This is a genomic window from Clostridiales bacterium (assembly GCA_014799665.1).
Lineage (GTDB): Bacteria > Bacillota > Clostridia > Christensenellales > Pumilibacteraceae > Anaerocaecibacter.
In genome coordinates this window covers 1-17247 of the sequence record JAAVHP010000006.1, presented here as the reverse complement: position 1 = coordinate 17247, position 17247 = coordinate 1, and the positions used below count along the sequence as shown (strand labels likewise).

Here is a 17247-nt window from a genome sequence, read left to right as displayed (position 1 = left end):
TATTCAATCAAACGGTTTATATTCGTGATGGCTTATCGCGTCGTCGTGGTTAAGGTCGTACAAAAGCTCTTGCGCTACCTCTAACTGAATGAGGTTTGCGTTGGTCTCGTTCATGCCGAGCATCCCCATCGAGCCGTTTATCATGAGCGCTTCATACATTATTGCGTTGTCCTCGGCGGTTTCGAGCTTTGCTTCGCGTTCGTCCTCGATTTCCGTCGCTTCTCTTATCGTTTCTCTGTAATCGTGTTGTTCCATGCTTTTAGTGTGCCGCAAAACAACAAAATTATACAGACTTATTCTAATTATATATAGACGTCATGCGCTTGATTTCTTCGCGTATCGTATCGGCTAGGTCTGTCGGGGCGAGTATTTTTATAGACGAACCGTAGGAAAGCAGGCGTTTAAGCAACGCGTCGGTCATAGGCACTTCGGCGCGCGCGACTAGCTTCGTTCCGCGTTCGGTCACGGCGCCCATGCCCAGCCAGTCGACAATGCTCTCGCTGACGGCGGGGTAGAACTCGAATTCGAGATCGATATAGACTTCGTTATAGTATTCGAGTTCGAGTTTTTCCACGAGCTTGCTTTCACATTTGGAAAACCTTTTGCTCGTCATGCGCAGATCGCTTATGCGCGACAGTCGAAAAAGCCGAAAGTCGCCCCGAAGCCTGCACATGGCGTAAACATACCACGCGCCAGACTTGAACACGAGCGTATACGGCTCGATAGTGCGGTAGGATATATAGCCGCGTCCGTCGGTATATTTTATTTCTACTGCGCGTGTAAGCTCGATCGCCTGTGAAAGAGTTTTGATCCTCGGTCGAAGGCTTTCCGCTTGCTCGTAATCGCAGTCGATATACAGCCCGTCCTGTTTGATTACGAAATTGTCCTGTTCGCGCCGCTTGTCCACGGCATCGAGCTTTTCGATAAGCGCCGCGTTGACTTTGTCGCCGTATTGCTCGGCGGTGCGGGCGAGCGCGTCTTTGATCCTGCCTGTTTCGGCTTCTGTCAATATCGTCTTGTCGAGCATATAGTCGTCGGCGAGCATTACGCCTCCGCCCCGACCGGGGATAGAAGTAATTGGAATGCCCGCGTCCTGCAAAACAAGCAAATACCTCGACACCGTTCTTACGTCGATATCGAAGCGTTCGGCAAGGTAACTCCTGGACACCTTGCGCTTGTTCAGCAGTATCATTAGGATAGAGAAGATAGTAGACTGTTGCATTACCGATATTATAACATTAAAAGTTGTAGCTAACGCTACTTGCGGCTGTCGCCGCCGGTTTACTCCGTAAAACAACTTTTTGTTGAAATGCAGCGCGAATTTGCCATTGCGAGCAAGCAAATTCACTTGTATTATAGTTCAAAATCCGCGAACTGTCAAGACGATAGTTTAAAGCAAATAAAATCCGTGCAAGAGGACCTTACACGGATGGCGTTACTGTATGAAAATATAGACTAATATATATTAGTCGTTCTCTTGTTTTTTTGCGGTACGCAAGCAACGGGTGCAAACATATTCGTGCGACACCTTGCCGTCAACTTCGGTTGTAACTTTATGGACGTTGGCGTTGAAAGTACGCTTTGTCTTTTTGTGGGAGTGGCTGACATTGTTGCCCGACACTTTACCTTTACCGCAAACCGAACATACTTTACTCATGTGTTTTGACCTCCTAACGCGGCTCTAACGAATTTTTCTATACCAATATACCACTTTTTTGCTCGTTTTGCAACCGAAATAGGGTACTTTTTTACTAAAATTTACAAAAATATGGGTAAAACTGTTGCAATATTATTTTAAATCGGTTAAAATATATGAGTGCGGTACATATACTTAACTGTTTTGGAGCGAACATGAGCGTCCATACTTCCAATGCTTACGGCAGAATAACGGTAACGGAGGACTCGATAGCACAGGTTGCTGCCGATACCGCTTTGGACTGCTACGGGATAGTAGACCTCGTATCCAAAACCTTTTCCGATAATTTGTCGGACCTGTTCAAACGCAAACGATTATCACGTGGAGTAAACGTCTTCACGAACGGGGACCGAATTTTTATTGATTTATACGTCATTATTAAATACGGTCTGTCGATCGAAGCCGTTGCCGGCTCGCTCAAAAAAGCGGTCAAGTACCGAGTGGAGCGGTTCTCGGGAATGGTGGTAGATACCATTAACGTCCACGTAGTTGGAATTAAGGTATAGTACCTGCTTGGAGCTTCCGTATAATATAATAAAGAAAAAGCGCGGAAGTTCCCGATTGGAGGAACAATATGCAAAAAACAATCAACGGCGCTACGTTTCGCAAAATGATCCTCAACGGCGCGAAGCTGTTGGACGCGAACAAGGCGCACGTAAACGAACTTAATGTTTTCCCGGTGCCTGACGGCGATACCGGAACAAATATGTCAATGACCATGTTATCCGCTTCTCGCGAGGTAGCAGGTTGCTCGACAAACAATATGCCCGAACTGTGCGACGCAGTCGCCAAAGGCGCGCTCCGCGGTGCGCGAGGCAATTCGGGCGTTATTCTCAGCCAAATACTCAAAGGCATGACCTCGGTGCTGTCGCAGAGCAGCGAGCTGTCCGCCAAAACGTTTGCCAAAGCCTTTGCGGCAGGTACGGAAATTGCTTACAAGGCGGTTACCAAACCGAAAGAAGGCACTATACTTACAGTCGTTCGCGCTATTTCGGAAGCTGCCGAGAAAGCGGCTAAAAAGAACGTCGAGCTTAAAGATTTCTTCGAAGCTGTTATCACGGCGGGCGAGGAAATGTTAAAGCAAACCCCCGAAATGCTCCCCGTTCTCAAAAAAGCGGGCGTAGTCGACGCGGGCGGCAGAGGACTTTTGATACTTTTACAGGGCTTCCTCAACATCCTTTTAGGTCAGGAAGAGGACTACTCGATAGAATTCGACGACTCGTACAAGGCGGGATCTTCGGACAGTCCGTACGACGAGCAGGCGCATTTCAACTATAACGACCTTGCGGAAATCGAGTTTGCGTACTGCACCGAGTTCTTCATCGTCAATCTTTATAAAAAGACAACCGAGGCGGATATCGACTTGTTCAGAGAAAAACTCATGAACATAGGCGACTGTGTGCTCGTAATCGGCGATCTTTCCATGGTCAAGGTTCACGTCCACTCCAACGCGCCCGGTCAGGTTCTTACTTATGCGCTTGAATTGGGCGAGCTCGATCATCTTAAAATCGAGAACATGCTCCAACAAAACCGCGAGCTTAAAAACAAACAGCAGGAAGATCTTAAACCGTTCGGTCTCGTATCGGTATGTGCGGGCGACGGTCTTACCGCGATATTCAAGGATCTACTTGTTGATAACGTTATAGAGGGCGGTCAAACCATGAACCCGTCAGCGGACGATATCGCAAAAGCGTGCGACGCGGTCGCCGCCAAGGATATCTTCGTTTTCCCCAATAACAAGAATATCGTGCTTGCCGCCAACCAAGCCAAGGCGCTCAGCAAACGCACTATTCACGTTATACCCACGTCCAATATCCCTCAGGGGCTTTCGGCGGTTCTTGCCTTCAATCCCGAGGATACGGTGGACGGCAACCTAAAAAATATGAACGACGCGCTCGGCGGAGTGCGCTCGGGCTCGGTCACTTATGCGGTTCGTAGCACCCAGATCGGCAATTTTGACCTCAAAGAAGGCGATATTATCGGTATGGACGCCAAGGATATCGTTGCTAAGGGCGACAGCGTAAGCCGCGTTACCGAGCAGCTTATTGATAAAATGATGGACGACGACGTCAGCTGTATATCGTTGTACTTCGGTAACGACGTAAAAGAGGACGATGCCAACGCGATAGCTGCCGATCTGACCAAAAAGTATCGTATGTGCGACGTAGACGTACATTACGGCGGTCAACCGCTTTACTACTTTATAGTTTCTCTCGAATAGTATATATGCCGTACCGAGCAATCGTTCGGTACGGCTATTATTGTAATTTTGGAGCTTGCCGAGATAAAGGGAATAGGCGCTAAGCGACTGCAAGCGCTTAATGAGATGGGTATTTATACACCGTCCGATTTGTTGTTGCGTTTTCCCGACAAGTACATACGCGCCGACGCGTTGCTTGACCGCAACATGCGTGACGGCGAGCTTATTTCGTTTCTCGGCGAGGTTGCCGTGCCTGCTAAGCGCGCTTTTATTCGGCGCGGATTGAACGTAGTAAACTGCACAGTAAGTAATAACGGAATAAATGTGCGTTGTTCGTGGTTCAATCAGCCGTTTGCGGCACGAAACCTCAATATCGGTGATAAGGTTTACGTTATAGGCAAGGCTAAACGGTTCAAGTCTTCGGTTCAAATCACAAATCCTATGTTTTTAGCGCCGCAAGCGGGTGACGGCGATATAATTCCCGTATATAAAACGGCTATTCCGTCGCGGACTTTCGCCGGCGCAGTGACAACCGCGCTCGAAAACGTGACTGTGAACAGCTTTATTCCCAAATCCGTAGCGCAAAAATTCGATCTCATGCCGCTCCAACAGGTGTTGAGAAGCGTTCACGCGCCCAAAACTACGGAAGAACTCGAAAAAGCCAGGCGTTCGGTCGCAATAGAAAATATGTGCTATGTCATAACCTCGTACCGCTTGTTAAAGGACGATAAGCGGTCGTACGGTTATTCGGCGACCGATAAGGATATTAATGATTTCATAACAAGTTTACCTTACGAATTGACCGAAGGACAGGATAAAGCGTGGCGCGAAATAATATCCTCGCTTAGGTCGGACAAGCTCGTAAATATGCTCGTTCAGGGCGAAGTCGGGTGCGGAAAGACGGTAATTGCGCTACTTGCAATGTATTTTTCGGCTAAAAGCGGATATCAGTCCGCATTAATGGCGCCCACCGAAGTGCTCGCGCGGCAGCATTATGCTACAATGATCAAAATTTTGGAGCCGCTCGGCGTTAAGGTTCAATTGCTTTGCTCGTCAATGACTGCACGGCAAAAGGAAGCCGCGCTATTTAATATAAAATACGGTGCGGCGAGCTGTATCGTCGGTACGCAGTCGCTCATAGGTGAAGTTACCGAGTACGGCAATCTTAAACTCGTAATAGTCGACGAACAGCAGCGATTCGGCGTAAACCAGCGCGCTAAGCTCGAAAGCAAGGGGCAAAACACCGACGTTATCGTAATGACGGCGACGCCAATTCCGCGCACGCTCGCACTGTCGCTGTACGGTGAGCTTCAACAAATCGAAATCCGCTCAATGCCGTCCAATAGATCGACCGTACATACTTCGATCGTACCGCCTGAAAAGATACAAAAAATGTACCAATACATAGCAGGCAAGGCGGCGGTAGACGAGCGCACGTACGTGATCTGTCCGAGGATAGAAGGCGGCGACGACGAGCTTACGGGTGTGGAAGAAATTTATAAGAAATTTAAAAATTCGAGCATTTCGGAGTTTGTCGGGTGCATACACGGCAAGATGAAAGACGCGGATAAAAATGAAGTCATGTCGGCGTTCAAGACGGGTGAGATCAAAGTGCTCGTTTCAACGACGGTTGTAGAAGTCGGTATCGACGTGCCCGAGGCGACGACGGTAGTCGTATTCGACGCCGAGCGGTTCGGGCTGTCGCAGTTGCACCAAATACGCGGACGCGTGGGGCGCGGCACGAAAGAGTCCTATTGTTTTTTGGTGAGCGAGCACGGCACGCCCGAAAGCGACGCGCGGCTCAAAGAGTTTTGCACTATGACCGACGGGTTTTCGGTGTCCGAGCTCGACTTTAAACTGCGCGGCGCGGGTGATTTCGTGGGACTCAGACAGCACGGCACGGGCAGTTTGGAAATCGACGGCAGGGTAATCGAGCGGGCGCGCATGCTGTCCGACGCGCTTATAGCCGACGGGAGCGTTTCCGAGCAAATCATTAATTCGCTTAAAAGCCCCGAATTTATTAAATCCGTTACTATGAACTAATGAATACGCCCATAAATTTCAGAGCTTTTTTAATAGTAGCGTTATCGGTGACGGCGGCGGTGTTTTGCGTATATGCGTACGCGTTCAGCCGTGCTGTCGGCATTGTTTTGGGTTGTATTTTGCTGTGCGCGATTTGTGCCGAGCTTGCGGTATCTATATTGAAATTCCGCCGCGAAAAGGTCAGGCTTCGCGTTGTTTTGGCGTTCGCGCTTGCACTCATAGCAAGTACGAGCGCGTTTTCGGTCGGTTGCGCCAATATAAACGCGTGGGCGCGTTCTCAAGAACAGGGCGGAAGTCAAGCTGTTATCGGCAGGGTGTGCTATGTCGACGTAAGGTCGGGCGAGTACCGCGTGGACTTAGACGAGCTTACGCTCGGCGGCACAAAGGCGGACGGCGTTTTGCGGCTAAGCTTCGATCCCGATATTTCGGCGATCGCCGAATCGATAACGATGGGCGATAGGATAGCGTTCGGCGCAAACGTTAAGATCAATGAGCTTTACGAGGACGGTGAGATAAACGGTTCCGCGTATCGCTCCGACATAAGATACTATGCGACGATCACCGATGATAACGTATCGATCATGCGCGGCAATCCCAAACCACTCGAAAGGTTTTTGCAGGCGTTGCACGGCTTATATCTTGACAATATGGGTGAAAAGTATGGAAATATCGCGTTTTCCATGATTACGGGCGATAAACATTCGCTCGATGGCGATATTACCGATTACTTTTCGGCGGCAGGCCTCGGGCATATCATGGCGGTATCGGGCTTGCATATAGGATTCTTGACGATAGTTCTTAACCTCGTTTTATGCAAAGTCGGTAAGAAAATTCGACTGCCGATAATAGGCGCGGTACTTTTGGCGTACACGGTAATGGCTGATTTTTCTCCGTCGGTCGTGCGGGCCGTAGTAATGGCGTTTGCGTCGAGCGTCGCGCTGATAGTAGGTGGACGGCACGATATTTTGTCGTCGCTCTTGTGCGCGTTCTCGCTTATTCTGGCGGTAAAACCGCTGTACTTGTTCGAAGCCGGGTTTTTGCTCAGCTTCGGCGCGATATTGGGTATAGCCATGTTTGCCAATATGATAGGGCGTGCGTTGAGAAGGCACGGCGCGAACAACAAGGTGTCAAGCGCGATAAGCGCGTCGGTATCGGTGTCTGTGGGAATACTTCCCGCCGAAGTGTATTTCTTCAATCAATTCCAATTGACGGCGGTGCTTGCGAACATGATATTACTGCCGTACGTTTCGGTCGTTTTCATATCGATATTCGTGCTAACGCCCATTGCCGCTATACCGGGTTGTGGCGCAGTTCTTATAGCGTGCAAGTATCTTCTTATACCGCTCGACTATATTTCATTCGGTTTAGCTCAGATCCCTTACGGTGTTTTGTATATTAAATCGCGTGCCGCCGTATTCGCGTGCTATCCCGTAATGTTCGGCGCGAGCGACTTCTTTATGCTCAAAAAGGGTAAAGCCGCGTCGATTATTTACGCGGCTGTCGTTTGCATTGCTATAATAGCGGTGTGTGCGGTTTAGCTACCTTGCGGCTTGGACTTCGGGCAGGTCCGCTGTCTGCCTTGAAAGGATGATCGTTTTGCAATTGTCGTAGACGAGTAGCTTGCCCTGATCGAGCCGTTCGGCGTATAGCGCGTCGGCAACGTATACGTTATGCGCGGTAGGATCAATAGGCTCGTCGTAGAACAGGGTTATATTGCGGCGACTCGAATACCAATGCCCGTAGTGGTCGGAAGTAACGCCGTTAGCCGTGGCGACAAGAGTAAACGTATTGTCGGAATTGAGCACTAGCTCGTAGCTTAGCGTATCGTCCTGTTCTTCGCCAAACGGTGTGTGAACGTATTCGACGGTGTACGTGCCGAAAATATCGGGCTCGAAATGTCGCCGCACGCCGTAAATAGGCGAGCGAAGCATACGTTTGCCGAAAAATTCGTGTAAGTCTGTTCCGTCGATTTTTATTTCTATTTCGGTCATGTTTCCGTCGCCCGACTCTTCGGCTTGCTGTACGGACCGCGTGGTTTGCGACGGAGCGGGCGATTCGATATCGACCGCTTTGGGCGTGGGCTTTCCGCAAGCGGCGAGCGAAGTCGCGGTAACGGCGGATAAAGCGAGCATGGCGATTAACTTTTTCATGGTGAACACCTCCAAACGAGAAGATTGCGTCTTGTAAAGGTAGTGTTTTGCTCGCATTGAACTTTTATGCAAGAGAGTCGAATTTTTCTTATGTTCACTGGAATTACGAAAAATAATGGCGTTAAGAAGTTAATAACGCTGCGAAATTAATTGGGTGTAAACAAAAACGAATAAATCAAGTAAACACACAACATTAAAAAACGAAAATTTGAAAAAAGAGCGTGAAATCAATTGTAATAATCTTCTAAATATGATAAAATATTCGTATATATCAAAAATTCGGAGCCGTAATGAGTAACGAAGAACAAACAATAGAAAAGGCGGAAAATACCGTTCCGCAAACGGACGCGCCCGAGCAAACTCAGGGCGATAATTCCGTCGCACAACAATCGGTCGAACAGCCCGTCGAAGCGCAAGCGCAACAGGCGGACTCGACTCCCGAACCGAACTCGGAACCCGAGAGCGAAAAAACCGACGAAGCAACGCAGGAAACGCAAGAGTCCGCGCAGTCCGGCGAAGCCGAGAAGGTCACGCCGAAGGAAGAAGCCGATACTCCTACCGAGGACAAGTCGGACAAGCCCAATGACGCTCAAAAACCCGCCAAAAAGGCGAGTAAGAAGTCGGACGGCGGCAAGATCGACCTCGGCAGTAACAAGCTTTTCAAAGCCTTGTACTATCCGATTTTGGCAGTGTTCGTCGCGCTTATGTTCATATTCTCGGTTATCGACGGTAGTTACGGGTATAGCCCCAACGCCTACGACGCAGAGTACTACGCCAACGTAAACGCGAGTATAGCGTACCTTGCCGAAAACCCGCGCTCCGCAATGAGTCAGTCAAGCACGGGCAATAACGCCATTGGCATCACTGCCGCGCGCGACCATATTGTGGACACGCTCACTTCGGGCGGGTTCAACGAAAAGCCCGAGCAAAAGACGGACGACGATCTCGACGAGGTCGACGGCGAAATCACCACCGACACCGAGTGGTACGTCAACGACGCCAACGTGTACCTTCCCACGGTCACTACTCAAACATCCACGCTCACTGCGGCCCTTCAACAAAACATGGGTTTGAGCGACTACCTTGTAGGTACGGAGATCACCAATATTATCGCCGCTATTCCTTGCAATAAGGATAACGCGGGCGCAATAATAATTACCGTGCGTTACGACAGCCGTCCCGACAGCACGGGCGCGGGCGCAAACGCCGCGTTCGTCGCTAACGTACTTCATACGCTAAATCTATACGTCAAGAACCAAACGTCGTTCGAGAACGACGTTGTGGTCGTGTTTACCGAGGACCTCGACAACTCGTACGGCGCAAACGCGTTCTTCGACGCGTTCAAAGGTCTTAACGACGTAGTGTCGCGCGCCAAGGCGGGTATCTCGCTCGAAGCGTACGGCAATGCCGGCACGCTCGCTCTTACCGCGTATAACACCGCAGGCTACGATTATATCAGCGCATATACGGGCGTATCGGGCTCCGTACTCAATTCGTCGGTAGTATCCGCTTCGCTTCCGTCGGCGCTCGTAAACGAGGGGGCAGTGACCGCGTTCGGCGATATCCCCGCCGTTCAGGTCGCAGTACTCGGCGGGCTCGATAAAGCCGAAAGTATGCTCGACAGTGCGGACAACCTTTCCCAAGCGATCGTCCGTCAGCAGGCTCAGTTCGTAAAAGATTATATTGATAGCTTCGGCAATACAAGCAAATCGTTCTCGTCTGAGCCCGACGGCAATATGGTCGTGTTCTCGTATTTGGACGGCGGCTCGATCACGTATAATTCGATCGCTGCGTATGTTATCGGCGCAGTGATCATACTCATGATAGCCGGCGCGATTGCGAGCATGATAGTCAAAAAGACCTTCTCGGTCAAGCGTATGTTCATCGCTATGGGCGTACAACTCCTTACCGTGATCGCAACGCTCGCTTGCTTGGTGGCCTCGTACTTTGTAGTAACGCTCATGCTCACGGGCTTCGGCGTACTGCCCATTCACGCGATAGCGAATATCCGTTACTTTAATGCGGGAATACTCATCGCCGCAATGATAATAACGCTTGCCGCGTCGTTCGGATTCACTACGCTGTTCAAGAAACTGTTAAAAGTAACTTCGTCCGATACCGTGCGCGGCACGGCTATGCTGTTCGGCATAACGGGCGCGGTAATGAGCTTCGCTTGCCCCGCGTACTCGTTCTTAACGAGCTGGCTCGGCATACTCATGCTTGTCGTGCTTATCGTATCGGCGCTCACTCACAAGCAATTTAAAGCCAAGTTCGGCATAGGCATGGATAGGCTGTATCTCTACGCTATACCCGTCGCGATCTGCCTTCCCATTATAATGAGCTCGGTGGTTATGACCGCTTCGCTTCTTCCGCTCGCGCTCATGCCCGTGCTCATGACTCTGTTTACGGGTATGCTCGGTGTTGCGGTGCCGTATCTCGACCGCACGCAGGTGCTGCTCGACAAGGTCGCCAAAAAGCTTCCCAAGCGCACCGTGCGCGTCGAACGCGTCGTGACCGAACAGGTCGAGGACCGTGCCAAGAAAGGCAAGTTCACCGAAAAAACTTATAAACGCGTCGAGAAGGAAAAAGTAGCGATAGGCTATAAGAACTACTTCGGTATAAGCGTGCTTGCCGTGCTCGGTATAGTCGTAGCGCTGTTCTCGGGCGGCTTCGGCGTAAGCTTCGGCAAGAGCATTACGGGCTATCACGACTATCAGAACGCTATATATAACGACGCTATCGTATACGAATGGTCCAAGGACGAAAGCGGCACGACCACGCAGAGCATAGTCGTAGAAGACCTCATGGCGTACAAGTTTATCCGCTACTCGCTGAACGACCTAAAATACGAGGGCGGCAGATATGTAAAGACTGTCAATTACTCGACGGTCGTCACCAACGAGCCCAATATCACTCGCGACGCTTCGGGCGATAACGCCGTGTATAACGTAACTACATTCGACGGCGCGCTGTCGTACGTAACGCTTACCATTCCGTCGGCGAGCTCGATCACCAAGATAACCGTCAAGGAAGCTTCCAAGGCGGATAGCGGTTATAAGGGCTATGTGTACGAGTTCGATAACGAAAGCAAGATCACGCTTCGTTTGCCTTACGGCTTCGGCAACTTCGAAATGGAGATCGAGGGCGCAAGTCCCACCCGCTTCGAATACGATGAATACCGTTCGGTCGCGCCGCTCAGCAGCAATACGCCGCTCAGCAACGTGGACGAGTGGAACACCGTGGTGGCAGATTATGTAGGCACGGACGTAGGCAACAACCTCAGCGGCGGTATAGTCGTAAAGCGCACGTTCTCGCTCTAATATCCCGAATAAAAACCCAAACAACCAAAACCAACCGCACCGAAATGGGGCGGTGCAATAGGGATTATTTAATTTCTAAGAGAGACGGTATAGCAGAAATGCTATGCCGTTTCTCTTTTGTCTTGAACGGGTAAGAGTATTTGTCCCACACCGTTGAAGTAAAGGTCTATCCGTTGTGTTCTCCGTCCGTTAATCTTTTCCGCTTGGTGAACAACTACTTTTTGTACGAACTCCCGTACAAGTTCGGGCGTGAGTTCGGTTATCTCCGTGTACTTGCGTACCGAACGCATAAACCGTGTTACGTTGTCGGACTGTTCTTTCGCTTTGGATAACTCTTGCCGCAAATGGTAAGCACGCTCTTTGCGTTCCCGTTGTTCTTGCTCATAAGACTTACTCATCTTCACAAACCGCTCGTCGGTAAGGTTGCCGCAAACTTTGTCCTCATAAAGATTTTGTATAATGCGATCGAGTGCTTGTATACGCTTGTCAGCTTCTTCGAGTTCGCGTGTTTGGCTAAGTAGTTTCTTGCGTAGTTTCTTTTCGTTCTCGTTCCGCACAATTTCCAAGAACTCTTGCTCATAGTTCTTTGCGAACGCAAGCACTTTTTGAAGATTTGTAAGCACAAAGTGTTCTACGGCTTCAACGGTAATCTGATGCGAAGTGCAGGTTGCCTTTTTCTTTTTACGGTATGAAGAGCAGTTGAAGTATTCCTTTTGCTTCATAGTAGTGCAACGGCAAAGATACATCTTTTGCCCACAGTCGGCGCAATACACCAATCCCGAAAAGATACTCATTTCTCCCATATCGGTAGGTCGGCGTTTGGCTTGTCTTATACGTTGAACGGTATCGAAAGTGTCTTGGTCTATTATTGCTTCGTGTGTGTTCTCGAAGATTGCCCATTCCTCTTTCGGTAAGTCAATTTTCTTTTTGCTCTTGTAAGACTTCTTTTTCGTCCGAAAGTTTACCGTGTGTCCGAGATAAGTGGGATTGGCAAGAATCTTGTTTACACTTTGCGTAGCCCAAATTTCGGGGAACTCTGTTTCCTGCGAAGTAATAGGCAAACAAACTCTACGCTTATAGATTATAGGCGTCTCTCTGCCGCGTTCGGTAAGTATCCTTGCTATTTGCGTCGGACCGAAACTCTGCATACAAAGTGAGAAAATTTCCTTAACTACTTTTGCGGCTTCTTCGTCCACAAGCCATTGTTGTTTGTCGTGGTCGTCTTTCTTATACCCATAGGGCGGTATCGTGCAAAGATGCTTCCCCGACATTCCTTTGGCTTTGAATACGGCACGTATCTTTTTGCTCGTGTCTTTCGCATACCACTCGTTAATGATATTGCGGAATGGAGTGAAGTCGTTGTCTACCGAGCTTTCGCTATCTACTTGGTCATTGATAGCAATAAACCTTATGTTCGCTTCGGGGAAAGTAATCTCCGTATAGAAACCGACCTTCAAATAATCTCTACCGAGCCTCGACATATCTTTTACGATAATCGTTTTGACTTTGCCTTCGTTCACGTCGTCCATAAGCCGTTGGAAATCGGGACGATTAAAGTTCGTTCCCGAATATCCGTCGTCCACATAGAAGCGTGGATTGGTAAAACCGTGTTCTTGAGCGTACTTGCTTAATATGGCTTTTTGATTCTTAATACTGTTGCTATCGCCTTGAAGTTCGTCGTCCCGTGAAAGGCGGCAGTACAAGGCATCGATTTTATCACCTCCGTTAAAGTGATTATTATGTTGCATTGAAAGTTGTGTGTTCATTCCTTGTCTCCTTTGGAATACACCCTTTCAAGCGAGTCCTTGATTATAAGTCGTTTGAGCTTGTCAAACACGTTGTCTTTGGAATTGTCGCTGTCATTTACGGCAACGATGTATTCCGTTCCGTTATACGTTTCCGTATAAGTATAGAGTTGCTTTTCGATAATTTAAGTCCTTTGTGGACGTCGAGATATCCGGTTATTTTTCCTCGCTACCATCCATAAGGAAGAATAGTTACTTTTTCTCCGATACAAAGAAATCGTCGTAGCCATCAATAGTCTTGGCGAGAGAAGTATCCGTTTCAGCGGCTTCGTCAATCAATGCTTTAAATCCGGCTTCGATGAGTTGCACTTTGGTAAAACCGTACTTCGCCAAGAACTCGTTTATCTCTTCGGCATACTTTCGCGGTACACTTGTACCCCAAATCATATACTTGGCTTTTCTTTCTTCCTTATGCTTTTCTTCATAACGCTTGTCTTTTATAGACCTGTCTGTTGTCATTGTTCTTTCCTCCGAAGGGTAAATATCTAATCGTATATATACGACTGAATATATTTTACTCCACTAAGAGTTGTTTGTCAAGGGTTTATCCACTCATAATAGTACCTCCTTAGAATATCACTCTACTTAACCAAGCACACTTTTCTTAAAACGTGACGGTCTAAGTAGAAATTTCTAAAAAGAATTTTTATACCCCTCCATATAACCAATGACACTTATCTCAAAAAGTTCGGGGTCTAACGTAAAAATTTCTTAAAAAAGTTTCAAAGTTCCTTCACCTATCCAAGCGCACTTATGGGTAAAAATATTTACGCGTGGACGAAAATTTCTTAAAAAATTTTTTCTCTCTACTTAACCAAGCACACTTTTTAGGAAAATATTTATACGTAGACGAAAGTTTCTCAAAAAATTTTCCCTTCATTATACCAAGGACAGTTTTCTTGAAAAGTTGACGGTCTGAACTTAAATTTCTTCAAATAATTTTTCATACCTATCTATATATCCAAGGACACTTTTTTGCTTTCACAACCGAAATACCGAAAATTTCTTTCGCATCCGTCCATATAACCAAGCACACTTATACTCGGTTTTGCAACCAAGAAGCGTAAAAATTATTTTGGGATTCTCTCCAAGATTACAAGCAGGGTTAGATGTTCTTGGGGACACAATTGCAATAAAATAAAAATCAAGCAAATGGCAAGTTCGTGGTAAAACATAAAATCGGAACGGTATAGTACGTTCCGATTTTATGTTTGATTAATTAAGGGAATTATAATCTCTCAATCAAATGCTTATTCTTTTTCAGGATGGTTATGTAGAAAATATCAGTGGCATCTCTTTCCAAAATCGGAATAACCACTCTGTTCGGTAATTCGCCGAAATATTTNNCCGAAAGNTTNGTGGCNAATACGGGNAANAGNGATTCCTCNGATTAAATCGTTAAANGTGTTTCTNTCNGTTTGAACTATAAATCTNGTNTTGGGCAAATGTTTTAGNACCTTTTCCCAAGAGCCNATTTGNTCAAANANTAGCATAGANATGCCGTCCATTTCTTCAAANGTNACACCNTCTCGTTTTNGTNGCNAGTTTATGNTNGTNNGGAACGCAGATATTCAAGTGTTCTTCTTTGAACTTAACNGANACGTAATCNGNGGANTCNAGTTGNNTTGAAGTTATAATGATATGNTAATCNCCGCTTNNNANACCTTTNANNAGTNTNTCGTTNTCNGCAATAGCNGTNGTTACCGTTTTATCGGGGAACTGTTGNGAAAGNTCNGGNATNAGTTCCCACATAGGNGCAGGGGCGCACGNGCCTACNGAAATATTNCGTTTNCTTTTATCNAACGCCTTNATGCTNTCNNTATAGTANTCNAANTCGNTNAANANTTTTNTTGCNAAGTCAACNGCGAGCTTNCCGTTTTCGTTAAGCTCNATTTTNTTTTTTAAGCGGTCAAACAGGGTAACGCCCAAATCTTCTTCCATACGTTGCATAGAACGGCTTAATGCGGGTTGGGAAATAAACAGAACTTCCGCCGCTTTGCTTACCGTTCCGCAATCGGATATTGTAACGAGTTGTTTGAGTTGCTGTAAATCAATCATAATCATTCACCCGTAGCCATTATAGCAAAAACAAAAAGCAAAGTCAATCACTATGCGTTCAAGTTATAGTGTAATGCAAAATCGNTATTTTACTTCTTGCNCCAAAACGACTATAATTTAATTGTAATAAAACAATCGGAGGTTTAATCTATGCAATACGTTACTTTATCAAACGGAGTAAAAATGCCGCAGCTCGGCTACGGGGTATATCAGGTATCAAAGGAAGAATGCGAGCGTTGCGTTCTCGATGCGCTCAAAGTAGGCTATCGCCACATTGACACGGCGCAGAGCTACTTTAACGAAGAAGAAGTAGGGAACGCCATTAAGAAATCGGGCATCCCCCGCAAAGAAATCTTTTTGACGACCAAAGTTTGGATTGAGCATTACGGCTATGAAGAATGTAAGGCTTCGGTAATGGAGTCGCTGAAAAAGCTTCAAACCGACTATATAGACCTTATGCTTTTGCACCAACCGTTCTCGGACTATTACGGCGCGTGGAGAGCATTGGAAGATTTATACGAAGAAGGCAAGATAAAGGCAATCGGTATCTCGAACTTCTATCCCGACAGAATGATAGACCTTGCGTCTTTTGCAAGAATAAAGCCTATGGTAAATCAGGTGGAAANGCATCCATTCAATCAACAAATCGAAGCACAGAAATGGATGGAAAAATACGGTTGCCAAATCGAAGCGTGGGCGCCGTTCGGTGAAGGACGAGGCGGACTGTTCACAAACGAAACGATTGCGGCAATCGGAAAGAAATACAACAAGTCGGTTGCACAAGTAATACTTCGTTGGGAGTTACAGCGCGGTATCGTGGTTATACCCAAATCTGTGCATATCGAAAGAATGGAACAAAACTTCAACGTGTTCGATTTTGAACTATCGAAAGAAGATATGGCGGTAATGGCAAGCCTTGATAAAAAAGAAAGTTCGTTCTTCTCGCACCAAGACCCCAAGATGGTTGAGTGGTTTGTGCAGATGGTAGANGAACGCAAGAAGAACAACGATCACAAAAAAGAAAAGAAGAATTGGTAAAATGACAATCCTGTATTTTACGGCAACGGGGAACAGTTTGTACGTTGCGAAGCAATTTGACGCAAAGTTAATAAGCATACCGCAAGCAATTAAAGAAAAGCAATACGAATTTGCCGATGACGTTATCGGNGTGGTGTGTCCCGTATATTGCAATATGCCGCCGAAAATCGTGCTTGATTTTCTATCGAAAGCAAAGCTAAAAGCCGAATATAAATTTATGATATTGACTTACGGTCATACCAACTTCGGCGCGGCGGCTCTTGCTAATGAACTTTGCAAAGAACAGANCTTCGACTATATTCAAACGGTTTTAATGGTGGATAATTATCTTCCTATGTTCGATATGAATAAGGAAACCGCCATAGATAAAAAGCTCAATAAACAACTTGCAAAAGTAAAAGAAGATATAGCGGCAAGAGAAAAGGCAATTCCCAAGCGAGGTGCTTGCGACAAGTTGAAAGGCGGTATGGCGGATAAATACTTTTCCGCGCATCCCGAACTTAACGACGGAAGCGCAATCACGGTTACGGATAAATGCGTTGGGTGCGGAATATGCGTAAAGGTTTGCCCGATAGGTAACTTTTATCTCGAAAACGGCGTTGCCAAACGAAAAAGCGAAACCTGTGAATTTTGTCTTGCGTGTGCCAACCTTTGTACCAATAAGGCGATTATCTGCAAGTATTCGGACAAGAATCCAGATGCAAGATACCGTAATCCGAACGTAACGCTTTGCGAGATAATCAAAGCGAACGCGCAAGTAAAAATCGAATGCAAATAATAAGGAGTGCATTATGAAAAAGTTTTTATCAATCATTGCAACGGCTTTTTGCTTCGTGCTTATGTTTACGCTCGTTGCTTGCGGCGGTGGCGGAAACGGCGAAGTGCCGCCTATCGGCGACGATAATGACCGACCTAATTATGAGGGAACTAAAACGCT

General features: G+C 47.2%; 15 protein-coding genes and 1 pseudogene. 8 read left to right on the top strand and 8 right to left on the bottom strand.

The window, feature by feature from the left end; genetic code table 11:
• Nucleotides 1-3 precede the first annotated feature (3 nt).
• The 3 genes from HDT28_02330 to HDT28_02320 all read right to left on the bottom strand — a co-directional run bounded on the left by HDT28_02330 (nucleotide 4) and on the right by HDT28_02320 (nucleotide 1657).
• Nucleotides 4-255, bottom strand: a complete 252-nt coding sequence (locus HDT28_02330; GenBank protein ID MBD5131419.1) for a hypothetical protein — start codon at nucleotides 253-255, stop codon at nucleotides 4-6.
• Between the two features lie 43 nt (nucleotides 256-298).
• Nucleotides 299-1222 carry a YafY family transcriptional regulator gene (locus HDT28_02325; protein MBD5131418.1) on the bottom strand — a complete coding sequence of 308 codons (924 nt, stop codon included), beginning with the start codon at nucleotides 1220-1222 and terminating at the stop codon, nucleotides 299-301.
• Between the two features lie 243 nt (nucleotides 1223-1465).
• Nucleotides 1466-1657, bottom strand: a complete 192-nt coding sequence (locus HDT28_02320; GenBank protein MBD5131417.1) for a 50S ribosomal protein L28 — start codon at nucleotides 1655-1657, stop codon at nucleotides 1466-1468.
• Nucleotides 1658-1851: 194 nt separating this feature from the next.
• Between HDT28_02320 and HDT28_02315 the strand changes: the two genes are divergently transcribed.
• The 4 genes from HDT28_02315 (at nucleotide 1852) to HDT28_02300 (ending at nucleotide 7477) form a co-directional block, all read left to right on the top strand.
• A complete protein-coding gene (locus tag HDT28_02315) occupies nucleotides 1852-2202 on the top strand; it encodes an Asp23/Gls24 family envelope stress response protein (protein ID MBD5131416.1) in 351 nt (116 codons plus the stop codon).
• Nucleotides 2203-2306: 104 nt separating this feature from the next.
• Entirely contained in the window at nucleotides 2307-3917 is a 1611-nt protein-coding gene (locus HDT28_02310) for a DAK2 domain-containing protein (GenBank protein MBD5131415.1), read from the top strand.
• 48 nt (nucleotides 3918-3965) lie between these two features.
• Nucleotides 3966-5939: an ATP-dependent DNA helicase RecG gene (locus HDT28_02305; GenBank protein MBD5131414.1), complete on the top strand. Its 1974-nt coding sequence runs from the start codon at nucleotides 3966-3968 to the stop codon at nucleotides 5937-5939.
• A complete protein-coding gene (locus HDT28_02300; protein ID MBD5131413.1) occupies nucleotides 5939-7477 on the top strand; it encodes a ComEC/Rec2 family competence protein in 1539 nt (512 codons plus the stop codon). The genes HDT28_02305 and HDT28_02300 overlap by 1 nt, the downstream gene beginning before the upstream one ends.
• Here HDT28_02300 and HDT28_02295 read toward each other — a convergent pair whose 3' ends face one another.
• Nucleotides 7478-8089 carry a hypothetical protein gene (locus HDT28_02295; GenBank protein ID MBD5131412.1) on the bottom strand — a complete coding sequence of 204 codons (612 nt, stop codon included), beginning with the start codon at nucleotides 8087-8089 and terminating at the stop codon, nucleotides 7478-7480.
• A gap of 290 nt (nucleotides 8090-8379) precedes the next feature.
• Between HDT28_02295 and HDT28_02290 the strand changes: the two genes are divergently transcribed.
• Complete coding sequence (locus HDT28_02290) at nucleotides 8380-11409, top strand: M28 family peptidase (GenBank protein ID MBD5131411.1); 3030 nt, start codon at nucleotides 8380-8382, stop codon at nucleotides 11407-11409.
• Nucleotides 11410-11510: 101 nt separating this feature from the next.
• Here HDT28_02290 and HDT28_02285 read toward each other — a convergent pair whose 3' ends face one another.
• From HDT28_02285 to HDT28_02270, 4 genes and pseudogenes are all read right to left on the bottom strand, one after another.
• Nucleotides 11511-13175, bottom strand: a complete 1665-nt coding sequence (locus HDT28_02285) for a DUF4368 domain-containing protein (protein MBD5131410.1) — start codon at nucleotides 13173-13175, stop codon at nucleotides 11511-11513.
• Nucleotides 13172-13339, bottom strand: coding sequence for a hypothetical protein (locus tag HDT28_02280; protein ID MBD5131409.1), 168 nt, complete (start codon nucleotides 13337-13339; stop codon nucleotides 13172-13174). The genes HDT28_02285 and HDT28_02280 overlap by 4 nt, the downstream gene beginning before the upstream one ends.
• A 67-nt stretch (nucleotides 13340-13406) precedes the next feature.
• Complete coding sequence (locus HDT28_02275) at nucleotides 13407-13673, bottom strand: hypothetical protein (GenBank protein MBD5131408.1); 267 nt, start codon at nucleotides 13671-13673, stop codon at nucleotides 13407-13409.
• 1053 nt (nucleotides 13674-14726) lie between these two features.
• Nucleotides 14727-15272 (bottom strand): annotated as a pseudogene (locus tag HDT28_02270) (LysR family transcriptional regulator).
• A 150-nt stretch (nucleotides 15273-15422) separates the two neighbouring features.
• On the opposite strand from HDT28_02270, the gene HDT28_02265 reads away from it, so the two are divergent.
• From HDT28_02265 to HDT28_02255, 3 genes are all read left to right on the top strand, one after another.
• Nucleotides 15423-16310 (top strand): aldo/keto reductase, encoded by an 888-nt coding sequence (locus HDT28_02265; protein MBD5131407.1) that lies wholly within the window; start codon nucleotides 15423-15425, stop codon nucleotides 16308-16310.
• Nucleotide 16311: 1 nt separating this feature from the next.
• Nucleotides 16312-17088: a 4Fe-4S dicluster domain-containing protein gene (locus tag HDT28_02260; protein MBD5131406.1), complete on the top strand. Its 777-nt coding sequence runs from the start codon at nucleotides 16312-16314 to the stop codon at nucleotides 17086-17088.
• Between the two features lie 13 nt (nucleotides 17089-17101).
• Nucleotides 17102-17247, top strand: a 146-nt coding sequence (locus HDT28_02255) for a hypothetical protein (protein MBD5131405.1), incomplete at its 3' end; no start/stop codon positions are given.